Source organism: Bradyrhizobium sp. AZCC 1693 (assembly GCF_036924745.1).
In the GTDB taxonomy this organism is placed as follows: domain Bacteria; phylum Pseudomonadota; class Alphaproteobacteria; order Rhizobiales; family Xanthobacteraceae; genus Bradyrhizobium.
This window is the reverse complement of record NZ_JAZHSD010000001.1, coordinates 1,338,700-1,361,728: the sequence shown is the minus strand read 5'-3', so window position 1 is coordinate 1,361,728 and position 23,029 is coordinate 1,338,700. Positions and strand designations below refer to the sequence as shown.

General features: G+C 63.3%; 21 protein-coding genes. 17 read left to right on the top strand and 4 right to left on the bottom strand.

The features are described 5' to 3' along the window. Positions 1–25 precede the first annotated feature (25 nt). The 15 genes from tsf to lpxB all read left to right on the top strand — a co-directional run bounded on the left by tsf (position 26) and on the right by lpxB (position 15,237). Positions 26–952, top strand: a complete 927-nt coding sequence (tsf, locus tag V1293_RS06755; protein WP_334507833.1) for a translation elongation factor Ts — start codon at positions 26–28, stop codon at positions 950–952. A gap of 71 nt (positions 953–1,023) precedes the next feature. Beyond that, positions 1,024–1,740, top strand: coding sequence for a UMP kinase (gene pyrH, locus V1293_RS06750; RefSeq protein WP_334507831.1), 717 nt, complete (start codon positions 1,024–1,026; stop codon positions 1,738–1,740). Between the two features lie 70 nt (positions 1,741–1,810). Further along, positions 1,811–2,374: a ribosome recycling factor gene (gene frr, locus V1293_RS06745; protein ID WP_108516164.1), complete on the top strand. Its 564-nt coding sequence runs from the start codon at positions 1,811–1,813 to the stop codon at positions 2,372–2,374. Between the two features lie 41 nt (positions 2,375–2,415). Beyond that, the gene (locus V1293_RS06740; protein ID WP_334507828.1) at positions 2,416–3,171 is read left to right on the top strand and encodes an isoprenyl transferase; all 756 of its coding nucleotides are present in this window, start codon (positions 2,416–2,418) and stop codon (positions 3,169–3,171) included. Further along, positions 3,168–4,016 (top strand): phosphatidate cytidylyltransferase, encoded by an 849-nt coding sequence (locus tag V1293_RS06735; RefSeq protein WP_334507826.1) that lies wholly within the window; start codon positions 3,168–3,170, stop codon positions 4,014–4,016. Before V1293_RS06740 ends, V1293_RS06735 begins: the two co-directional genes overlap by 4 nt. Before the next feature lie 4 nt (positions 4,017–4,020). Further along, positions 4,021–5,289, top strand: coding sequence for a 1-deoxy-D-xylulose-5-phosphate reductoisomerase (gene dxr / locus V1293_RS06730; RefSeq protein WP_334507824.1), 1,269 nt, complete (start codon positions 4,021–4,023; stop codon positions 5,287–5,289). Next, positions 5,289–6,464: an RIP metalloprotease RseP gene (gene rseP / locus V1293_RS06725; protein ID WP_334507822.1), complete on the top strand. Its 1,176-nt coding sequence runs from the start codon at positions 5,289–5,291 to the stop codon at positions 6,462–6,464. Before dxr ends, rseP begins: the two co-directional genes overlap by 1 nt. A 172-nt stretch (positions 6,465–6,636) precedes the next feature. Next, positions 6,637–9,183, top strand: coding sequence for an outer membrane protein assembly factor BamA (gene bamA / locus V1293_RS06720; protein ID WP_334507820.1), 2,547 nt, complete (start codon positions 6,637–6,639; stop codon positions 9,181–9,183). 129 nt (positions 9,184–9,312) lie between these two features. Then, positions 9,313–10,380 carry a UDP-3-O-(3-hydroxymyristoyl)glucosamine N-acyltransferase gene (gene lpxD, locus V1293_RS06715; protein WP_334507818.1) on the top strand — a complete coding sequence of 356 codons (1,068 nt, stop codon included), beginning with the start codon at positions 9,313–9,315 and terminating at the stop codon, positions 10,378–10,380. After that, positions 10,380–10,838, top strand: coding sequence for a 3-hydroxyacyl-ACP dehydratase FabZ (gene fabZ, locus V1293_RS06710; protein WP_057859038.1), 459 nt, complete (start codon positions 10,380–10,382; stop codon positions 10,836–10,838). Before lpxD ends, fabZ begins: the two co-directional genes overlap by 1 nt. 147 nt (positions 10,839–10,985) lie before the next feature. Further along, positions 10,986–11,615, top strand: a complete 630-nt coding sequence (locus V1293_RS06705) for a histidine phosphatase family protein (protein ID WP_334507815.1) — start codon at positions 10,986–10,988, stop codon at positions 11,613–11,615. A gap of 243 nt (positions 11,616–11,858) precedes the next feature. Further along, complete coding sequence (locus V1293_RS06700) at positions 11,859–12,212, top strand: hypothetical protein (RefSeq protein ID WP_334507814.1); 354 nt, start codon at positions 11,859–11,861, stop codon at positions 12,210–12,212. Positions 12,213–12,366: 154 nt separating this feature from the next. Beyond that, entirely contained in the window at positions 12,367–13,170 is an 804-nt protein-coding gene (gene lpxA / locus V1293_RS06695) for an acyl-ACP--UDP-N-acetylglucosamine O-acyltransferase (protein WP_334507812.1), read from the top strand. 19 nt (positions 13,171–13,189) lie between these two features. Further along, positions 13,190–14,047: an LpxI family protein gene (locus V1293_RS06690; protein ID WP_334507809.1), complete on the top strand. Its 858-nt coding sequence runs from the start codon at positions 13,190–13,192 to the stop codon at positions 14,045–14,047. Positions 14,048–14,070: 23 nt separating this feature from the next. Further along, on the top strand, positions 14,071–15,237 hold the full coding sequence (gene lpxB, locus V1293_RS06685; RefSeq protein ID WP_334516646.1) for a lipid-A-disaccharide synthase: 1,167 nt from the start codon (positions 14,071–14,073) through the stop codon (positions 15,235–15,237). 145 nt (positions 15,238–15,382) lie between these two features. Here lpxB and gltA read toward each other — a convergent pair whose 3' ends face one another. Then, positions 15,383–16,687, bottom strand: coding sequence for a citrate synthase (gene gltA, locus V1293_RS06680; RefSeq protein ID WP_334507807.1), 1,305 nt, complete (start codon positions 16,685–16,687; stop codon positions 15,383–15,385). Between the two features lie 158 nt (positions 16,688–16,845). Beyond that, entirely contained in the window at positions 16,846–18,270 is a 1,425-nt protein-coding gene (gene gltX / locus V1293_RS06675; RefSeq protein WP_334507805.1) for a glutamate--tRNA ligase, read from the bottom strand. A gap of 141 nt (positions 18,271–18,411) precedes the next feature. Here gltX and V1293_RS06670 point away from each other — a divergent pair, with 141 nt between their 5' ends. Together V1293_RS06670 and V1293_RS06665 are read left to right on the top strand one after the other, a co-directional pair. Further along, entirely contained in the window at positions 18,412–20,094 is a 1,683-nt protein-coding gene (locus V1293_RS06670) for a glutamine--tRNA ligase/YqeY domain fusion protein (protein ID WP_334507803.1), read from the top strand. A gap of 7 nt (positions 20,095–20,101) precedes the next feature. After that, complete coding sequence (locus V1293_RS06665) at positions 20,102–20,494, top strand: YybH family protein (RefSeq protein WP_334507800.1); 393 nt, start codon at positions 20,102–20,104, stop codon at positions 20,492–20,494. A gap of 10 nt (positions 20,495–20,504) precedes the next feature. On the opposite strand, the gene V1293_RS06660 is transcribed toward V1293_RS06665, so the two are convergent. Next, positions 20,505–21,692, bottom strand: coding sequence for a 6-phosphofructokinase (locus V1293_RS06660; RefSeq protein ID WP_334507798.1), 1,188 nt, complete (start codon positions 21,690–21,692; stop codon positions 20,505–20,507). Between the two features lie 109 nt (positions 21,693–21,801). Beyond that, the gene (locus V1293_RS06655; protein ID WP_334507796.1) at positions 21,802–22,947 is read right to left on the bottom strand and encodes a fructose-1,6-bisphosphatase; all 1,146 of its coding nucleotides are present in this window, start codon (positions 22,945–22,947) and stop codon (positions 21,802–21,804) included. Between the last annotated feature and the right edge of the window lie 82 nt (positions 22,948–23,029).

The window sequence follows — 23,029 nt, the reverse complement described above, 5'->3', positions numbered from 1 at the left end:
TAACAGGCAAGAAGGATATTCGACGATGGCAACGATCACTGCGGCGATGGTCAAGGAACTGCGCGAGTCGACCGGCGCAGGCATGATGGACTGCAAGGCAGCGCTGACCGAAACCAACGGCGACATGACGGCCGCGCAGGATTGGCTGCGCAAGAAGGGCCTGTCGAAGGCTGCCAAGAAGGCCGGCCGCGTCGCGGCGGAAGGCCTGATCGGCGTGGTGACCTCAGGCGTCAAGGGCGTCGTGGTCGAGGTCAACTCGGAGACCGATTTCGTTGCGCGCAACGAGCAGTTCCAGGGCCTCGTCAAGATGATCGCCCAGGTCGCGTTGCACAACGGCGCCGACGTCGAGAAGATCAAGGCCGCCAAGGTCGGTGACGTCACGGTCGAGACCGCGATTTCGGACGCGATCGCGACGATCGGCGAGAACATGTCGCTGCGCCGTGCGGCTTCGCTCGAAGTCGGCAAGGGCGTGGTGTCGAGCTATGTCCACGGCGCCGTGACCGACGGGGCCGGCAAGATGGGCGTGCTGGTCGCGCTCGAATCGGCCGGCAAGACCGATGAGCTCGCCCATCTCGGCCGTCAGCTTGCGATGCACGTGGCCGCGACCAATCCGCAGGCGCTGGATCCGTCCGGCCTCGACCCGGCGATCGTGACGCGCGAAAAGGACGTGCTGGCCGACAAGTATCGCCAGCAGGGCAAGCCGGAGAACGTGATCGAGAAGATCGTCGAGTCTGGCCTGAAGACCTATTACAAGGAAGTCTGCCTGCTGGAGCAGGCGTTCATCCATGACGAAAAGGGCAAGTCGGTCGCGCAGGCGGTGAAGGAAGCCGAAGGCAAGATCGGTGCGCCGGTGAAGATTGCCGGATTTGTGCGCTATGCTCTCGGCGAGGGAATCGAAAAGCAGGAATCCGATTTCGCAGCCGAGGTCGCAGCCGCCAGCGGCAAGAAGTAACCGCTGCGGTCAAAATCTTTCAGCGCAATTGCGCCGGAAGTCACCTGCGCGGGACAAGGAAGCGATAAGCAATGGCTGAGCCGGTCTATCGTCGCGTCGTGATCAAGCTCTCGGGCGAGTATCTCGCCGGCAGCCACTTCTTCGGTATCGACCAGCCTACCGTTGACCGCATCGCCGACGATCTGATCGCGGCCAAGAAGCTCGGCGTCGAGGTGGCCGTCGTGATCGGCGGCGGCAACATCGTTCGCGGCGTGGAAGTCTCCTCGCGCGGCGTGTCGCGCCCGACCGGCGACACCATGGGCATGCTCGCCACCATGATGAACTGCCTGGCGCTCGAGGCGGCGATCGAGCGCAAGGGGACGCCGGCGCGGACCCTGTCGGCGTTCGTGATGCCCGAGATTTCCGAGCTGTTCACCCGCAGTGCAGCGCACAAATACCTCGCCGACGGGCGAATCGTGCTGCTTGGCGGCGGAACTGGCAACCCGTTCTTCACCACCGACACCACAGCGGTGTTGCGGGCAGCCGAGATCGGGGCGCAGGCGGTGCTCAAGGCCACCAATGTCGACGGCGTTTACAGCGCCGACCCCAAAAAGGACCCGCAGGCCAAGCGTTTCGATCGCCTGACGCATTCGCAGGCGATCGCCGGCGACTACAAGGTGATGGATGCGACCGCATTCGCGCTTGCCCGCGAGACGTCACTGCCTATCATCGTATTCTCGATCGCCGAGCCGGGTTCGATCGGCGCGATCCTGCGCGGGACCGGCCACGGCACGGTGGTCGCTGGCTAATGCGCCAGTGCTGCTTCGAACCGCGGGCTTTAAGGCGCCGGCGGCTGGTTTCCAAGGAGGGGAGAGTGTTATGCCCACGCCCGGTTTTGACATCAACGAATTGAAGCGCCGCATGCAGGGCGCGACTCACTCGCTCAAGCATGAGCTGGGCGGCCTGCGGACCGGCCGCGCGGCGGCGTCCATGCTGGAGCCGGTGCAGGTCGAGGCTTACGGCTCCCACATGCCCCTCAACCAGCTCGCGACCGTCAGCGTGCCCGAGCCGCGCCTGCTTTCCGTGCAGGTATGGGACAAGTCGATGGTGAAGGCCGTCGAAAAGGCGATCGTCGATTCCAACCTCGGCCTGTCGCCGGCGACCGAAGGGCAGGTGCTGCGCTTGCGAATTCCCGAACTCAACGAGGAGCGGCGCAAGGAACTGGTGAAAGTCGCGCATAAATATGCCGAAGCCGCCAAGGTTGCGGTCCGCCATGTCCGTCGCGACGGGCTGGATATCGTCAAGAAGCTCGAGAAGAATCACGAGATTTCCGAAGACGATCAGGAGCGGCTCGCCAACGAGGTGCAAAAGGCGACCGACGGAACGATTGCGGAAATCGATCAGTTGCTTGCGGCGAAGGAAAAGGAAATCCTCACCGTTTGACGGCAACGTCCAAGAATCGAGATTGGTCTGGAATTCAGATAATGCCGAACGCCGCCGCCCCCGCCACGGAAGGACCGGATCGATCCGTCCCGTTGCATGTGGCGATCATCATGGACGGAAACGGGCGCTGGGCGGCAGCGCGCGGCTTGCCGCGTGCCGAAGGCCACCGCCGCGGCGTCGAGGCGCTGCGCCGCGTGGTTCGCGCCGCCCATGAACTCGGCGTGCTTTACCTCACGATCTTTTCGTTCAGCTCAGAGAACTGGTCGCGGCCGGCGACCGAAATCGGCGACCTGTTCGGACTGCTCCGCCGCTTCATCCGCAACGATCTGGCAACGCTGCATCGCGACGGCGTGCGGGTGCGCGTGATCGGGGAGCGGGAAGGGCTGGAGCCCGATATCTGCACGCTCCTGAACGAAGCCGAGGAACTGACCAGGGCCAACACCAAGCTCAATCTCGTGGTCGCCTTCAACTACGGATCGCGCCAGGAGATCGCGGGCGCCGCGCGACGGCTGGCGCGCGAAGTGGCGGAGGGCAAGCGCGATCCGGCATCGATCGACGCCGATACGCTCGGCCGCTATCTCGATGCGCCCGACATTCCCGATCCTGACCTGATCATCCGCACCAGCGGCGAGCAGCGGCTGTCGAACTTCCTGATGTGGCAGGCGGCCTATAGCGAACTCGTGTTCGTGCCGATCCACTGGCCGGATTTCGACAAGGCCGCGCTGGAAAGCGCCATTGCCGAATACGCCAGACGGGAACGCCGTTTCGGCGGTCTGGCCGCGAAAACCGGATCGTGACCGAACGCGAGGCCGCGCCGGCGGCAGCAAGCCCGCCCGATTCGCGCAATCTCTCAATGCGCATCGCCGCCGCCGCCGTGCTGATTCCGCTTGCGGTCGCGATCGCCTATGCGGGCGGCTGGCTGTGGGCTGCGCTGGTGACGCTGGCTGCCATCGGCCTGTTCGTCGAATGGCTCGCGATCGTCGGTCTCGCCGGTGCTACTCGCGTGACGGTGCCCGGTGTGGCCGCGCTTGCTATCGCCGGGCTTTGTTTTGCGATTGGCCGGCTCGATGCCGCGCTGATCGTGCTCGGCGTCGGCTTCGTTGCGGTGGTGTCGATCGCGCCGGAGCGGCGAAGCTGGGCGGCGGCGGGATTTTTGTACGCGGCAGCGGCCGAGATCGCCTCGGTGCTGGTGCGTCTCGATCCCGTCAAGGGATTCGCCGCGCTGATGTTCGTGCTGCTGATAGTATGGGTGACCGACAGCGGCGGCTATTTCGCCGGCCGCGGCATTGGCGGGCCGAAACTGTGGCCGCGCGTCAGCCCGAAAAAGACCTGGGCGGGCGCCGTCGGCGGGTTGGCCGCGAGCCTCGCCGTGGCGTGCGGATTTGCCGCGTTCGATCTGGGCAAAATCGGGCCGTTATTGATGCTTTCCGGAGCCCTTTCGGTCGTTTCGCAGCTCGGCGATCTCTTCGAATCCGCCGTGAAGCGGCGTTTTGGCGTAAAGGACTCAAGTCACATTATTCCCGGCCACGGCGGGCTAATGGATCGCCTGGATGGATTTATCGCAGCCGTCGTCGTGGCGGCTCTTTTCGGTCTTCTGCGGGGCGGCGCCGATGGCGTCGGCCGCGGTCTTATGGTTTGGTGAAACGATGAGCGCAGTTCCATTGCGTAACAACAAGCCCGTGGCGGCAGCCGCGCGCACGGTCACGGTGCTGGGCGCCACTGGTTCGATCGGCGACAGCACCATGGATCTGCTGCGCGGCGCGCGGGATCGCTATTCCGTCGAGGCGCTGACCGCGAATTCCAATGTCGAAGCGCTGGCCAAGCTCGCGAAAGAATTCGGCGCGCGATTCGCGGCGATTGCCGACCCGGCGCGGCTTGGCGAACTGAAGGACGCCCTGGCAGGCACGGGCATCGAATGCGGCGCCGGCGAAAGCGCGATCATCGAGGCCGCCGCGCGTCCCGCCGACTGGGTAATGGCGGCGGTGAGCGGTGCGGCCGGGTTGAAGCCGGCGCTCGCCGCGGTCGACCGTGGCGCGGCCGTGGCGCTCGCCAACAAGGAATGCCTGGTTTGTGCCGGCGATTTCTTCATGCAGCGCGCGGCGAAAGCCGGCGCCTGCATCCTGCCGGCGGATTCCGAGCACAACGCGTTGTTTCAGGCGCTCTCTTCCGGCAATCGCGAGGAGCTGGTGCGCGTGATCATCACCGCTTCGGGCGGGCCGTTCCGCACCTGGGCGCCGGCCGACATCGAGCAGGCGACGCTGGAACAGGCCTTGAAGCATCCGAACTGGAGCATGGGCCAGAAGATCACCATCGATTCGGCGTCGATGATGAACAAGGGACTCGAAGTCATCGAGGCGTCCTACCTTTTCGCGCTCTCGGCCGACGAAATCGACGTTCTTGTCCATCCGCAGTCGATCATCCACGGTATGGTCGAATTCTCCGATCGCTCCGTGGTGGCGCAGCTCGGCGCGCCCGACATGCGCATTCCGATTGCGCACTGCCTCGGATGGCCGGAACGAATCGTTGGCCCGTCGGCGAGGCTCGATCTCGCCAAAATCGGACAGCTCACCTTCGAGGCGCCGGATTTCGGGCGGTTCCCGGGCTTGCGGCTGGCCTACGAAGCGTTACGTACGGGACGTGGTGCGACCACGGTATTCAACGCTGCCAATGAGGTGGCGGTGGCGGCGTTCATTGCCGGAAAGATCAGATTCGGGTCGATCGCACGCCTTGTCGAAGCCACCGTCAACGACTGGATTCGCGCCGGGAACCTTGCACCTTTGAGCTCGGCCGACGACGCGATTGCTGTTGACCATAACGCGCGAAACCGAGCCGCCTCCCTATTGCCTCAAATTGCCGTTAAAGGCATCCTAGAGGGTTGGGGACGGAGCCTTTGGCTCTTGTCGAGGGGAACCTGATGTCAGAGTTTTTTCTACATAGTTTCAATACGTTGGGCCACGGGCTCGTTGGCTACATCATTCCCTTTTTGTTTGTCCTGACCATCGTCGTGTTCTTCCATGAGCTCGGCCACTTCCTGGTCGCCCGATGGGCGGGCGTGAAGGTGTTAACGTTCTCGCTCGGTTTCGGGCCGGAACTTGTCGGCTTCAACGACCGTCATGGCACGCGCTGGAAGATTTCCGCGATCCCGCTTGGCGGCTATGTGAAGTTCTTCGGCGACGAATCGGAAGCGTCGACGCCCGCATCAGCCGAATCGCTCGCCGGCATGACTGAAGAGGAGCGGGCGGGCAGTTTCCATCACAAGAAAGTCGGCGCGCGGGCGGCCATCGTTGCCGCCGGTCCGATCGCGAATTTCATTCTGGCGATCGTCATCTTCACCTGTCTCTTCACCTTCTTCGGCAAACCGAGCACGACGGCGCGCGTCGACAAGATCGAAGCCAGCAGCGCCGCCGAGCGGGCAGGCTTTCAGGTTGGCGACATCGTCACCGCAATCGACGGCAAGAAGATCGGCAGCTTCTCCGACATGCAGCGCTCCGTCAGCGTTCGTGCCGGCGACACCCTGACCTTCACCGTCAAACGCGGTGATTCCACGCTGCAATTGAAGGGCACGCCGGAACTGCGCGAGGTGAAGGATCCCTTTGGGAACACACAGCGCCTCGGGATTCTCGGCATCACCCGCGCAACCTCGCCGGGCGAAGTGACGACCGAGAAGGTCGATCCGGCCACCGCGCTTTGGCTGGGAATCAAGGAAACCTGGTTCGTCGTCGACCAGACGCTCTCCTATATCGGCAACATCTTTACCGGACGGGCGAGCGCGGACCAGATCGGCGGGCCGATTCGGATCGCGCAGATTTCGGGTCAGGTGGCCACGCTGGGACTGATTCCGTTGCTTCATCTGGCAGCGGTGCTGTCCATTTCGATCGGACTGCTGAATCTGTTCCCGGTGCCGTTGCTCGATGGCGGCCATCTTTTGTTCTACACGGCCGAGGTGCTCCGGGGGCGTCCTTTGTCGGAAAAGTCCCAGGAATACGGGTTCCGAGTCGGGCTGATTTTGGTGCTGATGTTGATGGTCTTCGCCTTCTATAATGACTTCCATCAGGTGCCGTGGCTCAAGGGGCTGTTCGGGAGATCGTAGAAGAGGCTTTTTTGTGACGTTGCCCATTGGCAACGTCTTGGAATGAAAATGGAATCGCACCGCGATGTCTGGTTTGCCGCCCTCTCGAAATTGGCTACAAGCAGTGCAACTTTGGGAATCTGCCGGTTCGTAGGGGTACGGGCCGGCATGCAATGACGAGGGCGCGTTGCGCATGATGTTGGGAATGCGAGTGCGGGGGGCTCTGCTGGGCGCTCTGATCATGGTTGCCGTGCCGATGGGGGGCGCGCTTATGTCTGTGCCGGCTGCGGCGCAGACGGTGGCGTCTATATCCGTCGAGGGGAACCGGCGCGTCGAGGTCGAGACCATCCGTTCCTATTTCAAGCCAGGCCCCGGCGGCCGGCTCGGGCAGGCCCAGATCGACGACGGCCTCAAGGCCCTGATCGAGACCGGCCTGTTCCAGGACGTGCGAATCAATCAGGTGGGCGGCCGGCTGGTCGTGACCGTGGTCGAAAACGCCGTGATCGGGCGCATCGCCTTCGAAGGCAACAAGAAGGTCAAGGACGAGCAGCTTTCGGCTGAAATCCAGTCCAAGCCGCGCGGCACATTCTCGCGCCCGATGGTTCAGTCCGACGCCCAGCGCATCGCCGAAATCTACCGCCGCTCAGGCCGCTATGACGTGCGTGTGACCCCTGAAATCATCGAGCAGCCCAACAATCGCGTCGACCTGATCTTCACGGTCACCGAGGGCACCAAGACCGGCGTCAGGTCGATCGAGTTCGTCGGCAACGTCGCCTATTCGTCCTATCGCCTGAAGGACGTCATCAAGACGCGCGAATCCAACCTTCTGAGCTTCCTCGGCGGCGCCGACGTCTACGATCCCGACCGGGTCGAGGCCGACCGCGACCTGATTCGCCGCTTCTACCTCAAGAACGGTTACGCCGACGTGCAGGTGATCGCCGCGCTGACCGAGTATGACCCCGACAAGAAGGGCTTCCTCGTCACCTTCAAGATCGAGGAGGGGCAGCAATATCGCGTGGCCTCCGTCGACTTCCAGACCTCCATCGCAACCCTCGATACCGCCTCGATGCGCAGCTTCTCGCGCGTTAGCGTTGGCTCCGTCTACAATGCCGAGGCGCTTGAGAAATCCGTCGAGGAAATGCAGATCGAGGCATCGCGGCGCGGCTACGCCTTTGCCGTGGTGCGCCCGCGCGGCGATCGCAATTTCGAAGCGCACACCGTTTCGATCGTGTTCGCCATCGATGAGGGGCCGCGAACCTATATCGAGCGCATCAACGTCCGCGGCAACACCCGCACCCGCGATTACGTGATTCGCCGCGAGTTCGACCTGTCCGAAGGCGACGCCTACAACCGCGCTCTGGTCGATCGTGCCGAGCGCCGGCTGAAGAACCTCGACTTCTTCAAGAGCGTGAAGATCCTGACCGAGCCCGGCTCGTCGACCGATCGCGTGATTCTGGTTGTCGATCTCGAAGAGAAGTCGACCGGCGACTTCTCGGTGTCGGGCGGCTATTCGACCACCGACGGTGCGCTGGCCGAAGTCAGCATTTCCGAGCGCAACTTCCTCGGCCGTGGCCTGTATGCGAAGGCGGCCGTGACCTACGGTCAGTACGCGCGCGGCGGTTCGCTGTCGTTCGTCGACCCCTATCTGTTCGACTATCGCGTCGCGCTCGGCCTCGACTTGTTCTATCGCGAGCAATTGGCCAACAGCTATATTGCTTACGGCACCAAGACGCTCGGCTTCAGCCCGCGGCTCGGCTTCACCTTGCGGGAAGATCTCGCGCTTCAGTTGCGCTACTCGATCTATCAGCAGGAAATCTCGCTGCCGAACCAACTCGCGAACTGTAACAACAATCCGAACAATGGGCTGCTCGCATTCAACCCGTCACCGGCGTTTGTGAACTCGGTCGGTGGGGTTCTGCCGGCTCCGGCGACTGACGCCTCCGGCATCGGCCTGTGGTGCTACAGCGACGGCGAAGCCTCGCTGCCGGTCCGCAGGGAACTGCAGAGCGGCAAGGCGTTGACCTCGTCGGTCGGCTACTCGCTGAACTACAACACGCTGGACAACAACAAGAACCCGACCGACGGCTTGCTGGTCGACTGGAAGCAGGACTTCGCCGGCGTCGGCGGCGACGTGAAGTACATCAAGTCCGCGATCGACGCGAAGTACTACACCCCCCTGGTCGCCGATATCGTCGGCCTGATCCATCTCCAGGGCGGCATGCTGAACCAGTTCGGCGGCAGCGAGCTGCGCATGCTCGATCACTTCCAGATGGGTCCGAACCTCGTTCGCGGCTTTGCGCCGAACGGCATCGGTCCGCGCGATATCAACCCGTTCGGCACGCGTGACGCGCTCGGCGGCACCAAGTACTGGGGCGCTTCGTTCGAATTGCAGATGCCGTTCTGGTTCCTGCCGAAGGAAGTCGGGCTCAAGGGTTCGGTCTATGCCGACGCCGGTGGACTGTTCGACTACAAGGGGCCGACGTCGTGGGCGGCGACGGGTGAGGTCAACGTGCCCGGTTGTATCAAGCCGACCCAGGCGACAGCGACGACGGGGGCCACTCCGGGAACCTGTCTGGGACTGCAGTATGACGACGGCAACGTGGTCCGCACCTCGGTGGGCGTCGGCATCATCTGGGCTTCGCCGTTCGGACCGCTGCGCTTCGACTATGCGGTTCCGCTTACGAAGGGTCAGTTTGACCGCGTGCAGCAATTCAAGTTTGGCGGCGGCACATCGTTCTAAGGCGTCTTGATGCGAAACGGATGTAAGGTCCGCGTAGCGAGAACGCCCCGGAAATAAAAACATGGTTCGGCTCCGTTTGTTCGGAGCCGGACGTCCGGCGTGATTGCCTGCCGGACTGCGACGGATGGAATGGCGCAGCCGATATTCTTCAAGCAACACCCTTCCTCGACGCTCGCCGAACTGGCCGCGTTGACGGGAGCGGTATTGGTCGACCCCGCTCGCGGCGGCCTGGTGATCAGGGGCCTCGCTTCGCTCGACGAAGCCGGTCCCATGCATCTGGCGTTTTTCGACAACCTCAAATACGCCGATCAGCTCAAGGCGACCAAGGCTGGCGCCTGCCTGGTCAGCCCGCGCTTCGAGGCCCAGGTGCCCGCCCATGTGGCCGTGCTGCGGGCCACCCAGCCGTTCCGCGCCTTCGTCAAGCTGGCGCGCGAATGGCACGCCGATGCGCTTCGGCCGCAATCCTGGTTCGACAATGACGGCATCGCGCCCTCGGCCATCATCGATCCGTCCGCCCATCTGGAGGACGGCGTCATCGTCGATCCACTGGCGGTGATCGGCCCCAGGGTCGAGATCGGCGCCGGGACCGTGATCGGCGCCGGCGCGGTGATCGGCGCCGACGTCAAGATCGGCCGCGACTGCAATGTCGGCGCCCGCACCGCGATCCAGTTCTCCCTGATCGGCAACAACGTCCTGATCCATCCTGCCTGCAGCATCGGGCAGGACGGCTACGGTTTCATCTTCTTCGGCCCCGAGGGCCACATCAAGGTGCCGCAGACCGGCCGCGTCCTGATCCAGAACAATGTCGAGGTCGGCGCCGGCACCACCATCGACCGCGGCAGCCTGCGGGATACGGTGATCGGAGAGGGCACCAAAATCGACAATCAGGTCCAGATCGGCCACAATGTGACCATCGGCAGGCACTGCCTGCTCGCGGCCCAGATCGGGCTCGCGGGCAGCCTGACGATCGGTGACAACGTCGCGCTGGGCGCGAAGGTGGGCATCAACAACCACCTCAAGATCGGCGACGGCGCCCAGGTAACGGCCATGAGCGCGGTCAAGGACGACATACCGCCCAATGGCCGCTGGGGCGGTCACTTTGCCAAACCGACCAAGCAGTGGTTCAGGGAGATTATTGCGGTGGAGCGACTGGTGCAGGGCGGCACGGCCGATCCGAAAGGCGAGGGGCGGGAGTGATGGAGGAAGCACCAGTCAGATTTGAGCTCGTGGATATCAACGAGATCCTCAAGACGCTCCCGCACCGTTATCCGATGCTTCTGATCGACCGGGTGATCAAGATCCGGACTGATTACAGCGGGATCGGCATCAAGAACGTTACCTTCAACGAGCCGCCGTTTCTCGGCCATTTTCCCGAGCGTCCGGTCTATCCCGGCGTGATGATGATCGAGGCGATGGCGCAGACCGCCGGCGTCATCGGCATCAAGTCGGTCGAGGGCACCGAGAAGCCGCGCGCGGTTTATTTCCTCACCATCGACAAGTGCAAATTCCGCAAGCCCGTGATGCCCGGCGACACCATCGAGTACCACATGCGCTCGATCGGCCGCCGCAAGGCGATGTGGTGGTTTCACGGCGACGCCAAGGTGAATGGCAGCGTGGTCGCGGAGGCCGACGTCGGCGCGATGCTGACGGATTGAATCGGATTGAATTCATTCGCCACACAACCGACGTCTTCCTGATGTCTTTTGCTCAATCGCTGGTAGTGGAACCCACGCCGGGGTCGATTGACGAAATTTGCCGAATAGGTCCGGTTTGGGGCCCACGCTTTTTCAACGGAGGCGTCCGTGAACAGGCTTGCATCCATCATTTCATGTTTGATCATTTTTCTGGCGATGTCGCCGCAAAGTTACGCGGCTGATCTGGACGGTCTGGTATCGTCGCTCAAGGGCGGTGGTTACGTCCTCGTATTTCGACATGGTGCCACCGACGACAGCCAGAAGGATGTTTATCCCTTCAAGCTCGACGACATGACCGCGCAACGGCAATTGAGCGAAAAAGGCCGCAACATCGCGCGTGAGCTTGGCGAAGCGCTGAAGAAGCTCGGTGTGCCGATCGGCGAAGTCTATGTGAGCCAGCTCAATCGCGCCGTTGAGACCGGCAGGCTGCTTGGCGGCAAGGACGTCTCTCCGGTGGACGCATTGACCGACAGCGGCGCGGGCAGTTCGATGGCTAACCCGGACGGCAAGAACGCCAAGGTCGGACGTGCCGTGCGCGATCTGGTGAACGCGCCGCCCAAGACCGGCCTCAATAATCTGGCGGTAACGCACAAGACCAACGTCGCCGATGCCTTCGGAAAGGAAATTGCCGATATCCGCGAAGGCGAGGCGCTCGTCTACAAGACCAGCGCCTCGGGCCCGGCCGTCCTGATCGCGCGCGTGCAGCCCGGCGAATGGATCGCACTGGCGGGCAGCTAGAGCAGGTCCACGGGCAGGTGCCTACGCGGAATGCGCGGTTACCGTCACATGCGCGGTATCAGCCATCGCGAGAACATGTCTTGCCCGGAAGTTGGTCAAACGCGGCCATGTCGGATTGTCGACTGATCGGCATCGCTCGGCCTTCGCATATCAACTCTGCGCGATCAGGTGACCCGAATCGCTCCACCGCAAAGGAACTTCCGCCCACCCACAGGCTTGTAGTTCCCGTGGGAGACGGGCCGCATGAAGATTCTCAGAACCGCCGCCGCGCTGATTATCTCAGCCGCCGTTCTCGCAGGAAGCGCAACGGCCCGTGATGATGGCCGCTACGCCAACTCTCCGCTCAAGCCCTGGTTCGACAGCCTCAGAAGCGGGAAGGGGCCATGCTGTTCGGACGCCGACGGCTCCGTCATTTCCGACGTCGATTGGGAATCGAAGGACGGTCACTATCGCGTCCGGCTCGAGGGCCAGTGGATCGACGTGCCCGACGATGCCGTCATCACCGTGCCAAATCGCTTCGGCCGTACCATGGTCTGGCCCGTAAGAGGGGCGTCCGGTATTTCGATCCGCTGCTTCCTGCCCGGCAGTATGATCTAGCGACGGCACGGGAGTCGGCCCGGCGGCAGGTGAATTTTCAGCCGGACCATTCGACACACGACGTAACCATACGTCACTGGACAGCTTTGATACGCCGCGCTAACCACCGGAAAATGCGGGATATTCGCGTGCAACGGATGGGCTGGGCTGCTTGATGGGTACGATCGATCCAACCGCGCGGGTTGAGGATGGCGCTGTGATCGGCGAGGGGACAATAATCGGTCCCTATTGCGTTATCGGCCGCAACGTCGTTATCGGCGCCAACTGCAACCTGATCGCGCATGTTCACGTTACCGCGCAGACCACGATCGGAGCCGGCTGCACGATCTATCCGTTCGTCTCGCTCGGCACCCCGCCGCAATCGCTGAGCTACAAGGGCGAACTGACCCGGCTCGAGATCGGCGCCGGCTGCACCATTCGCGAATCCGTCACCATGAACGCCGGCACGGTTGCCGGCGGCGGCGTGACGCGGGTCGGCGAGCGCGGCTACTTCATGAATTGCAGCCATGTCGGGCATGATTGCCAGGTCGGCAATGACGTGATTTTTGCAACCTCCGCCACGCTCGGTGGTCACTGCGAGATCGGCGATTTCGTCTTCATCGGCGGGCTATCGGCCGTTCACCAGTTCACCCGGATCGGGCCGCAGGTAATGGTCGGCGGCGTCTGCGGCGTGCGCGGCGACATCATTCCATTCGGGCTCGCCAACGGTCAGTATGCAAGCCTCGAAGGGTTGAACATCATCGGCATGAAGCGCCGCAAGTTCACCAAGGAGCGGCTGGCGACGGTGCGCGCGTTCTACCAAAAGCTGTTTCACGGTCCCGGCATCTTTGCCGAACGGCTGAACGCGGTGCAGCCGCTCGCCGCAGACGATCCGGCGATCGCCGAAATCCTCGCTTTCATCGCGCAAGGCAAGCACCGCGCGCTCTGCCTTCCCGCCGACGACGGCAACAGGCATTGATGACGGGATCGCCGCAGCCATGATCTCAGCGGCTTCTGACATTTCATCGCCCGTCGGCGTCATCGCAGGCGGTGGTGCCATGCCGTTCGCGGTGGCGGATTCGCTTAGCCGGCGCGGGATCGCGCCGGTGCTGTTCGCGCTGCGCGGCGCCTGCGATCCGGCCCGCGTCGGACGTTTCCGCCATCACTGGATCTCGGTCGGGCAACTCGGCCGCGCGACAAAGCTGTTTCGCAGTGAGGGCTGCCGCGACCTGATTTTTATCGGCACGCTGCTGCGCCCGGCGCTGTCGGAAATCAGGCTGGACTGGGGAACGATCCGCGTCCTCGGCCGCGTCTGGGCTGCGTTCCGCGGCGGTGACGATCATCTGCTGTCGGGGATCGGCCGCATCCTCGAACGAGACGGCTTTCGGATGGTCGGCATCCGGGATGTCGCCCCGGAAATTCTGATGCCGGAGGGAAACATCGCCCGCGCCGCGCCCGATGCCGCTGCTGAGGCGGATATCGCCAAGGGGCGGGAGGTGCTCGGCGCGCTTGGGCCCTTCGATATCGGCCAGGCCGTGGTCGTGATCGACGGGCATGTGGTGGCGGTCGAGGACATCGAGGGCACCGATGGGCTGCTCGCGCGCGTGGCGCGGCTGCGCGAGGCCGGGCGCATTCGCGCCAGGTCCGGCCGCGGCGTGCTGGTGAAGGCGCCGAAGAGCGGGCAGGATTTGCGCTTCGACCTGCCGACCGTGGGCGCTAAAACCATCGAGGGCGCAGCCCGGGCCGGGCTTGCCGGCATCGCCGTGATTGCCGGCAATACAATCGCCGCGGACTCGCAAGCCATGATCGAACTTGCAGACAGGTCCGGCCTGTTCATCCAGGGCTTATCAGCGTGACGCCGTCTCGCGCCACCGCCGGGATGGAGCGGAGGGTATTTCTGATCGCGACGGAAGAGTCCGGCGATCGCCTCGGCGCCAATTTGATGAAAGTGCTGCGCCAGCGCCTTGGCGACGGGGTGCGGTTCGAAGGCGTCGGCGGCCGCGCGATGGCGCGCGAAGGCCTGGAGTCGCTGTTTCCGATCGAAGAGCTCTCGATCATCGGGCTTGCGGCCGTCGTCAAGGACCTGCCAAAAATCCTCGGACTGATCAAGGAAACTGCCATTGCGGTGACGGAAGCCGCGCCGGATATTCTCGTCATCATCGACAGCCCGGACTTCACCCACCGCGTTGCCAAACGCGTCCGCGCCAAGGATCCCCGGCTGCCGATCGTCGACTATGTGTCGCCCTCGGTCTGGGCGTGGCGGCCCGGGCGGGCGCGCACGATGCTGAAATATGTCGATCACGTGCTGGCGCTGCTGCCGTTCGAACCCGAGGCCTATCGCAGGCTGCACGGGCCGCCCTGCAGCTATGTCGGCCATCCCTTGACCGAGCAACTGGCCTCGCTGCGCCCGAACCCCGATGAAGCTGCGCGGCGGGCGCAGTCGCCGCCGGTGCTGCTGGTGCTGCCGGGCAGCCGGCGCAGCGAAATCCGACACCACATGGCGGTGTTCGGCCAGGCGGTGGCGCGGCTGCAGGAGCAGGGCGTGACTTTCGAACTGGTGCTGCCGACCATGCCGCATCTGCAAGAGGCGGTTGTCGACGCGGTGAAGACCTGGCCGGTGCAGCCCCAGGTCGTGATCGGCGAGCAGGAGAAGCGGGCCAAGTTCCGGATTGCGCATGCGGCGCTCGCCAAATCGGGCACCGTGACGCTGGAGCTGGCGCTGGCCGGCGTGCCAATGGTGACGGCCTACCGGACCGGCTCGGTGGAGGCCTGGATATTGCGCCGGGCCATCAAGGTGAACTCGGTGATATTGGCCAATCTCGTGATCGGCGAGAACGTTATTCCTGAATTCCTGCAGGAAAACTGCACCCCGGAAAAGCTCGCCGCCGCGCTACGCGATGTGTTGAGCGACAGCGACCTGCGTCGAAAGCAACTCGAGGCCTTCGGCAAAATCGACGGGATCATGTCGACCGGCAACCAGCCGCCGAGCGCGCGTGCCGCCGACATCGTGCTGGCGACGATGTGGCAGGCGCGGCGGGGAAGTTAGAGTTCGATGGGTGGAGCGAAGCGATACCCATCAATGCGAGCCTGCGACGGCGATGGGTATCGCTTCATTCCACCCATCCACAAAAGCAGAAAGCCGGACGCGACTACCGCATCCGGCTTCCAATCTGTCGCATGCCCGACGTCGCTTACTTCCGCTCGTCCATCGCCACGTAATCGCGGCGCGCGACGCCGGTGTAGAGCTGGCGCGGACGGCCGATCTTCTGCTGCGGGTCCTCGATCATCTCGCTCCACTGGCTGATCCAGCCGACGGTGCGGGCGACCGCGAACAGCACGGTGAACATCGAGGTCGGGAAGCCCATCGCCTTCAGCGTGATGCCCGAATAGAAGTCGACGTTCGGATAGAGCTTGCGATCGATGAAGTACTGATCGGAGAGCGCGATCCTTTCCAGTTCCATTGCGACGTTCAGCATCGGATCGTTGCCGTGGCCGGTCTCGGCCAGCACGGCGTGACACATCTTCTGCATGATCTTGGCGCGCGGATCGTAGTTCTTGTAGACGCGGTGGCCAAAGCCCATCAGGCGGACTTCGCTGTTCTTGTCCTTCACCTTGGCGATGAATTCCGGGATGTTGTCGACCGAACCGATGTCCGCGAGCATCGCGAGGGCTGCTTCGTTGGCCCCGCCATGGGCCGGGCCCCACAGGCAGGCGATGCCGGCAGCAATGCAGGCGAACGGGTTGGCGCCGGAGGAGCCGGCGATACGCACCGTCGAGGTCGAGGCGTTCTGCTCGTGGTCGGCGTGCAGGATGAAGATCTTGTCCAGCGCGTCAGCCAGCACCGGATTGATCTTGTATTCCTCGCAGGGCACCGCGAAGCACATGTGCAGGAAGTTCTCGGCAAACGAGAGCGCGTTCTTCGGATAGATGAAGGGCTGGCCGATGGTGTATTTGTAGGCCATCGCCGCCAGCGTCGGGATCTTCGCGATCATCCGCATCGAGGCGATCATGCGCTGCTGCGGATCGTTGATGTCGGTGGAGTCGTGATAGAACGCCGCGAGCGCGCCGACGCAACCGACCATGACGGCCATCGGATGCGCGTCACGACGGAAGCCCTGGAAGAAGCGGGCCATCTGCTCGTGCACCATGGTGTGGCGGGTGACGCGCGAGTCGAAGTCTTGCTTCTGCGCCTTGGTCGGCAGTTCTCCGTACAGCAGCAGGTAGCAGGTCTCCAGGAAGTCGCCGTGCTCGGCAAGCTGCTCGATCGGGTAGCCGCGGTATTCGAGGATGCCGGCATCGCCGTCGATATAGGTGATTTTCGACTGGCAGCTGCCGGTAGAGGTGAAGCCGGGGTCGTAGGTGAACATCCCGGCCTGGGCGTAGAGCTTGGCGATGTCGATGACATCTGGCCCCACCGTGCCGCTGAGGATCGGGAAATCGTAGGTCTTGTTACCGACCGTAAGCGTTGCAGTCTTGTTGCTGGATTTTGCGTCCATCGTGAATCCCCGATGAAATCGTTACGAAAAACCGCGCCGACCCTGGTGCCATTTTCGCGGCGGCAGCAGGGAAGCCGGATTGTCTAGAAGCGGCGCCAAAGGCGTAGCTTATTGCCCTGTGCACTGCAAGATGGCCGCAGCCCCCCATATGGTAGGGGCTAGCTGGCCACCTGATCGGCCAGACGGGCCAGGCATTCCTCCCGCCCCAGCACCGCCAAAACATCGAAAATACCCGGCGAAGTCGTGCGTCCGGTCAGCGCCACCCGGAGTGGCTGGGCGACGGCGCCAAGCTTGAGGTTATTTTGCTCTGCGAAATTCCGCATGGCGGCTTCCGCGGTTTCGGCGCGCCAGTCGGTGACGGCCTCGAGCGCCGTCCGGAGTTGGCCGATCAGGTTGCGGGTCTCCGGCGTCAGCAGCGCGGCGGCCTTCGGCTCGACCTGAAGCGGACGGTCGGCGAAGATGAAGTAGGCGCCCGAGATCAGCTCGATCAGCGTCTTGGCGCGCTCCTTCAGGCTCGGCATAGCGCGAAGTAGTTGGCCGCGCGTCGTGTCGTTGAGTTTTGCCTTCAGTTCGGCGCCGTCGGGGACGTAATCCAGCACGCTCTCGAACTGGGACACCAACTCGTGGTCGTCGGCCTGGCGGATGTAGTGGCCGTTGAGGTTCTCAAGTTTCGCGAAATCGAACCGCGCCGCGGAGCGTCCGATCGCTGGCAGATCGAACGCGTCGATCATTTCCTGCGTCGAGAAGATTTCCTGGTCGCCATGGCTCCAGCCGAGCCGGACCAGATAATTGCGCAGCGCCGCCGGCAGATATCCCATGGCGCGGTAGGCATCGACGCCGAGCGCGCCGTGGCGTTTTGAAAGCTTCGAGCCGTCGGGCCCGTGGATCAGCGGGATGTGGGACATGTTGGGAATGTCCCAGCCGAGCGCGTCGTAGATCTGCTTCTGGCGCGCGGCGTTGATCAGATGGTCGTCGCCGCGGATGACATGGGTGACGCCCATGTCGTGGTCGTCGACCACGACCGCCAGCATGTAGGTCGGGTTGCCGTCGCCACGCAGCAGCACGAGATCGTCGAGGTTCTCGTTCTGCCAGACCACGCGGCCCTGAACCTGGTCCTCGATCACGGTCTCGCCGGTCTGCGGCGCCTTGAGGCGGATGGTCGGCTTCATGCCTTCAGGCGCCTCTGCCGGATCGCGGTCTCGCCATAGCCCGTCATAAAGCCGGGTGCGGCCCTCGGCGCGCGCTTTCTCGCGCATCGCGGTCAGCTCCTCCGCCGTGGCATAGCAGCGGTAGGCCTTGCCGCTGGCCAGGAGTTGCTCGGCGACCTCGCGGTGGCGGGCGGCGCGGCTGAACTGGTAGATGACGTCGCCGTCCCAACCGAGCCCGAGCCATTTCAACCCGTCCAGAATCGCCGCAATCGCCGGTTCTGTGGAGCGCTCGCGATCGGTATCCTCGATCCGCAGCAGCATCTTGCCGCCAGTTTTCTTGGCGTAGAGCCAGTTGAACAGCGCGGTCCGGGCTCCCCCGATGTGGAGGAAGCCGGTGGGCGAGGGGGCGAAGCGTGTGACCACGGAATCAGTCATTTACCGAGCGGGCTGAGGTGAATTGGCGGTGGTGTATAGCAGGAACGGTGCATAACTAAAGCCTTAGCCATTGGCAAAGTAGGCTTGGCTCACCGAGGCGAATTTGGCAGAAGGTTCGCCAATCCCTAACAGGAACTCAGGATGACCACAGAACCGGTAGCGGCAGAGGCGGGGCGCGATTTCATCCGCGACATCGTGCAGGCCGATCTCTCCTCCAACAAGCACAGCCGGATCGTGACCCGATTCCCGCCGGAGCCGAACGGCTATCTGCACATCGGCCATGCCAAGTCGATTGCCCTCAATTTCGGCATCGCGCAGGAATTTGCCGGCAAGTGCCATCTGCGCTTCGACGACACCAACCCGACCAAGGAAGAGCAGGAATATATCGATTCCATCCAGGCCGATGTGCACTGGCTCGGCTATGACTGGGGAACCGATCTCTATTATGCCTCCGACTATTTCGAGCGCCTGTACGACTGGGCGGAGGGCCTGATCAAGGCCGGTGATGCCTATGTCGACGACCAGTCGCAGGAGGAAATCCGCATCAACCGCGGCACGCTGACGGAACCCGGCAAGAACTCGCCTTTCCGTGACCGCGCGGTAGACGAAAACCTCGATTTGTTTCGCCGCATGAAGGCTGGCGAATTTCCGAACGGCACCCGCGTGCTGCGCGCCAAAATCGACATGGCCGCGGGCAATATCAACCTGCGCGACCCCGTGCTCTATCGCATCCTGCATGCCGAGCACCCGCGCACCGGCGCCAAATGGTCGATCTATCCGAGCTACGACTATGCCCACGGCCAGTCGGACGCCATCGAAGGCATCACGCATTCGATCTGCACGCTGGAATTCGAGGATCACCGGCCGCTTTATGAATGGCTGCTCGACAAGCTGCCGGTGCCATCAAAACCGCGCCAGTACGAATTCGCCCGGCTGAACCTGACCTATACGCTGCTGTCCAAGCGCGTGCTGACGCAGCTTGTGCGTGACGGTCACGTCTCGGGTTGGGATGACCCGCGGATGCCGACCATTGCGGGGCTGAAGCGGCGCGGCGTGCCGCCGGCGGCGGTGCGCGAATTCGTCAAGCGCATCGGTGTGGCGAAAGCCAACAGCGTGGTCGATGTCGGCATGCTGGAATTCTGCATTCGCGAGCACCTCAATAAGACGGCGCAGCGGCGGATGGCGGTGCTGCGCCCCCTGAAGGTCGTGATCGAGAATTATCCGGAAGGCCAGGTCGAGGAGCTCGAGGCCATCAATCATCCGGACGATCCTGAGGCAGGCGCGCGAAAGATTTCGTTCGGCCGCGAACTCTATATCGAGCGCGACGACTTCATGGAGAACCCGCCGAAAAAATTCTTCCGCCTGTCGCCCGGCAATGAGGTGCGGCTGCGCTACGCCTATTTCGTCAAATGCACCGGCGTGATCAAGAACGATGCGGGCGAAGTGGTCGAACTCCGATGCACCTACGATCCCGCCACCAAAGGCGGCAACGCGCCCGATGGACGCAAGGTCAAGGCCACCATGCACTGGCTGTCGGCCGCGCAGTCGGTGCCGGCGGAAATCCGCGTCTATAATCAGTTGTTCTCGAACCCCAGCCCGAACGCCGCGAATTTCGCCGCCGATCTCAATCCGGAGTCGCTGGAAATTTTGCCCGACGCCCGGATCGAGCCGTCGGTCGCCGCTGATAATTCCGGCGAGGTGATGCAGTTCGAGCGGCAGGGCTATTTCGTGCGCGACAGGGATTCGGCGCCCGGCAAACCGGTGTTCAACCGCACCATCGGCCTGCGCGATACGTTTGCGAAGGAAGTCGGCGGGAAGGGATAGACCAGCGGTGCAAAGCGCGGCCGACGATGCGGTATCCGCCATCATCGAGAAATGGTCGGTGGCGTTCGGCAAGCTCGACGCGAACGCGCTTGCTGCGCTTTATTCGCGACACGCGTTCTTTTACGGATCGAACCCCACGCTCTACCGCGGCAATGAAGGCGTTGCGGCCTATTTCAATGCGCTTCCACGCTGGCGTGCACCGACGGTGCAGTTCACCGATGTGAGGACCGCACAGGTCAGCTCCGATCTGATCAATTTCGCCGGGATCGCGAATTTCGATCTCGGCGAAGAGGCCTCGCCGCTGTCGGTCAAAATCACCTGGGTGATCGTTCGCGAGGACGGCGACTGGAAGATCGCCAGCCATCATGTCTCGTCCAAGACCCCGCTGATCGAGCCGTAGGCCCGCCACCTTATGACGCGAGGTTGAGAAAAATCGGCAGCCCGCGCTTGTTGGCGTAGATGGGACGGTAGCGCTCCGTGTTGTACGTGCTGGCGACGTCCAGCTTGCGCGGCCCGAGCTTGGCGTCGGGGATGGGGACCAGTTCATAGCGCCCCTCCACCAGCGCCGACATGAGGCCGGTCTTTCCTTCCAGGATGGCGTCGTAGGCCATATTGCCAAAGGTCAGGGCCACCAGCTTGTCCATGAAGTCCGGATCGCCCGATCGCAGATCGTAGGTGAGGTCGGAGGTGATCGTCTCCTCGCCAACACGCCGCTTGATTTCATCAGCAAGCGATTCCGCCACGCTCGCCTTCTTGCGGTGACCATAGGCATCAGGCTCGCCATATTCCTGTACCTTGTAGCCCTCCCACGCGGCCCCCTCGCTGAGCACGACCAGCGCGTAGTTGCTCGGGTTGGTGCGCTTGTCCTCGAGGAGCAACTGGATCAGCTTGTCGAGATTGATCCTGTACTCCGGTATGACGCACCGTATCGAGGTCGCGTATGCGCTGAAGAGCGCCGTAAATCCGGCATCGCGGCCAAAGACGCGGAAAATGCCGATTCGCTCGTGCGAGCCGATTGTGGTGCGTTGCCGCTGGATGGCGTCGCTGGCGCGGGTGATCGCGGTCGAGAAGCCGATGCAGTACTCGGTATTTCGGACGTCATTGTCCATCGTCTTCGGGATGGCGATGATCCTGACGCCGAGCTCGTTGAGCCTTGCCGCGTAACTGAGCGTGTCGTCGCCGCCGATGGCGATCAGATGTTCGATGCCGAGCCCCGAGAGGTTCGCCAGCACCTGGCCCGTGAGGTCCCACGTCCTGGTTGCGATGCCGTCGTTGGTACTCGAGGAGACTGGAAAGTCCTTCGCGACGAGATGATCGGGCAGCTTTTTCATCCTGGACGGATTGGTACGGCTCGAGTGCAGCACGGTGCCGCCGCGCCGGTCGATGACGCGCGTGTTCGCACGGTTCAGTGGGATGATGTAATGGGCCTTGCTGGCAGGGGCCTCGAGGTTCAGGTGGGTGAGGGCCTCCCAGCCACGACGGAGGCCGACGACCTCGATGTCGTCCTCACTGCCGCGATATGTCACGCTCTTGATGACGGCGTTGAGGCCGGGGACGTCGCCGCCGCCCGTGAGAATGCCGATGCGTTTTCTTGCCATACCGACCTCCCAAGATTGGCATGCCTAGCACCTGCGGTGGGCCATGGTTCGTGAATAGCGGCACAGACTGGGATGACCCGCCTGCAGGCGGTCCGATCGTGACGCCGTATTACTCGGCCGCTTCCGGCTTGCGCTCCTCGCGCAGCTGGAAGCGCTTCAAAAGCGCGGACACGGTGTCGCGGAAGCCGCCATACTCCAACTCGGAATAGGGCAGCATCGCTGCACCAGACCAGCCTTGGCTGCGCATCTCGATAGCTTTGCTCTGGGCGCGGCGACGGACCTCGTCCCACGCCGGGTTGTCGAAGAAATCGGTATAGGACTCCGAGAAGCGGCCATCCTTGTCGATCGAAAAGCCGGCGCAGGAAACGATCGGCAGGCAGTACATGCCGGTCACCGGCGTGTTAAGCGGCACGGGCATAAGAGGCATCACGTGCGAGCCGCGCGCATCGCCGCCCACGAAGTGTGCCTTGGCAAACGGCGAGATGATTTCTTCCGGCGCCGGGAAAATCCCCTGGTTCCTGACGATCGCGACCGGATCATCCTTGCCGGTGTACTTGCCTGCGATCGCGTGAAGACGCTGCGCCGAAACAGCGACGACGGCCTCGCCATATTTGCGGGAAGTGATGCGATCAATGCCAAAGCGCTCGTTGTCGCGGAGCAGCGCGGCGATGTGGTAGCTGTCCGCGGGCGCGTCGAGTTCGATCACGCTGTCGCCAGCCGTATTGTCCATGTCGATGACATGGAAACGGAAGCCCTGGATCATCGGGGGCAGCATCAGCCCGGCGCAATACATGGGATCGGCAAATGCGAGGTAGAGCGGCAGGTTGTAGGCGCCGGGACCGCATTTGTCGGCGGCGAACACCATGAAGGACTCCGCGGGTCTCGTGCCCGAGAGGCTGTGGTCGAAGCTGAGCTCGGCGACGCCCGGGCCGGCGCCGCGGACGTTTCCAGACGGTGCGTCGACGAGAAGATCTTGGCCGGCGCCATAAAGCCCGGAGGTTTTCGCTACCGAGGTGGCCGCGAGGAACGCCTTCCAGGCAAGTTGATGCACCTCGGAGCTCCCTTCGCCCCGTGTGTGCGTCATGATGATCGCAATGTCGTCGCCGGTGTGGCAGATGAAACCGTCGATCAGCAGGCCATCGCAGATCGCCTTCGCGACCGCGCCCTCGACAGCCGCCATCATGCGTGTAGACGGTTTCGTGTGGCCGCCGACGGAGCCTATGTCAGCCTTGATGACCGAAAGGGTGAGTCTCATGAGCATTTCCTCCGACCAGCGCAACGCCTCGGCCTCGGCGCTCGCTGCGCCGGGGCAACGGCGCTGCTCATTGGCGGAGAGA

Excerpts from the sequence above, each read along its gene's own strand:
- tsf (WP_334507833.1), top strand. The coding sequence starts at position 26 with ATGGCAACGATCACTGCGGCGATGGTCAAGGAACTGCGCGAGTCGACC.
- pyrH (WP_334507831.1), top strand. The coding sequence starts at position 1,024 with ATGGCTGAGCCGGTCTATCGTCGCGTCGTGATCAAGCTCTCGGGCGAG.
- frr (WP_108516164.1), top strand. The coding sequence starts at position 1,811 with ATGCCCACGCCCGGTTTTGACATCAACGAATTGAAGCGCCGCATGCAG.
- V1293_RS06740 (WP_334507828.1), top strand. The coding sequence starts at position 2,416 with ATGCCGAACGCCGCCGCCCCCGCCACGGAAGGACCGGATCGATCCGTC.
- dxr (WP_334507824.1), top strand. The coding sequence starts at position 4,021 with ATGAGCGCAGTTCCATTGCGTAACAACAAGCCCGTGGCGGCAGCCGCG.
- rseP (WP_334507822.1), top strand. The coding sequence starts at position 5,289 with ATGTCAGAGTTTTTTCTACATAGTTTCAATACGTTGGGCCACGGGCTC.
- bamA (WP_334507820.1), top strand. The coding sequence starts at position 6,637 with ATGATGTTGGGAATGCGAGTGCGGGGGGCTCTGCTGGGCGCTCTGATC.
- lpxD (WP_334507818.1), top strand. The coding sequence starts at position 9,313 with ATGGCGCAGCCGATATTCTTCAAGCAACACCCTTCCTCGACGCTCGCC.
- fabZ (WP_057859038.1), top strand. The coding sequence starts at position 10,380 with ATGGAGGAAGCACCAGTCAGATTTGAGCTCGTGGATATCAACGAGATC.
- V1293_RS06700 (WP_334507814.1), top strand. The coding sequence starts at position 11,859 with ATGAAGATTCTCAGAACCGCCGCCGCGCTGATTATCTCAGCCGCCGTT.
- lpxA (WP_334507812.1), top strand. The coding sequence starts at position 12,367 with ATGGGTACGATCGATCCAACCGCGCGGGTTGAGGATGGCGCTGTGATC.
- V1293_RS06690 (WP_334507809.1), top strand. The coding sequence starts at position 13,190 with ATGATCTCAGCGGCTTCTGACATTTCATCGCCCGTCGGCGTCATCGCA.
- lpxB (WP_334516646.1), top strand. The coding sequence starts at position 14,071 with ATGGAGCGGAGGGTATTTCTGATCGCGACGGAAGAGTCCGGCGATCGC.
- gltA (WP_334507807.1), bottom strand. The coding sequence starts at position 16,687 with ATGGACGCAAAATCCAGCAACAAGACTGCAACGCTTACGGTCGGTAAC.
- gltX (WP_334507805.1), bottom strand. The coding sequence starts at position 18,270 with ATGACTGATTCCGTGGTCACACGCTTCGCCCCCTCGCCCACCGGCTTC.
- V1293_RS06670 (WP_334507803.1), top strand. The coding sequence starts at position 18,412 with ATGACCACAGAACCGGTAGCGGCAGAGGCGGGGCGCGATTTCATCCGC.
- V1293_RS06660 (WP_334507798.1), bottom strand. The coding sequence starts at position 21,692 with ATGGCAAGAAAACGCATCGGCATTCTCACGGGCGGCGGCGACGTCCCC.
- V1293_RS06655 (WP_334507796.1), bottom strand. The coding sequence starts at position 22,947 with ATGAGACTCACCCTTTCGGTCATCAAGGCTGACATAGGCTCCGTCGGC.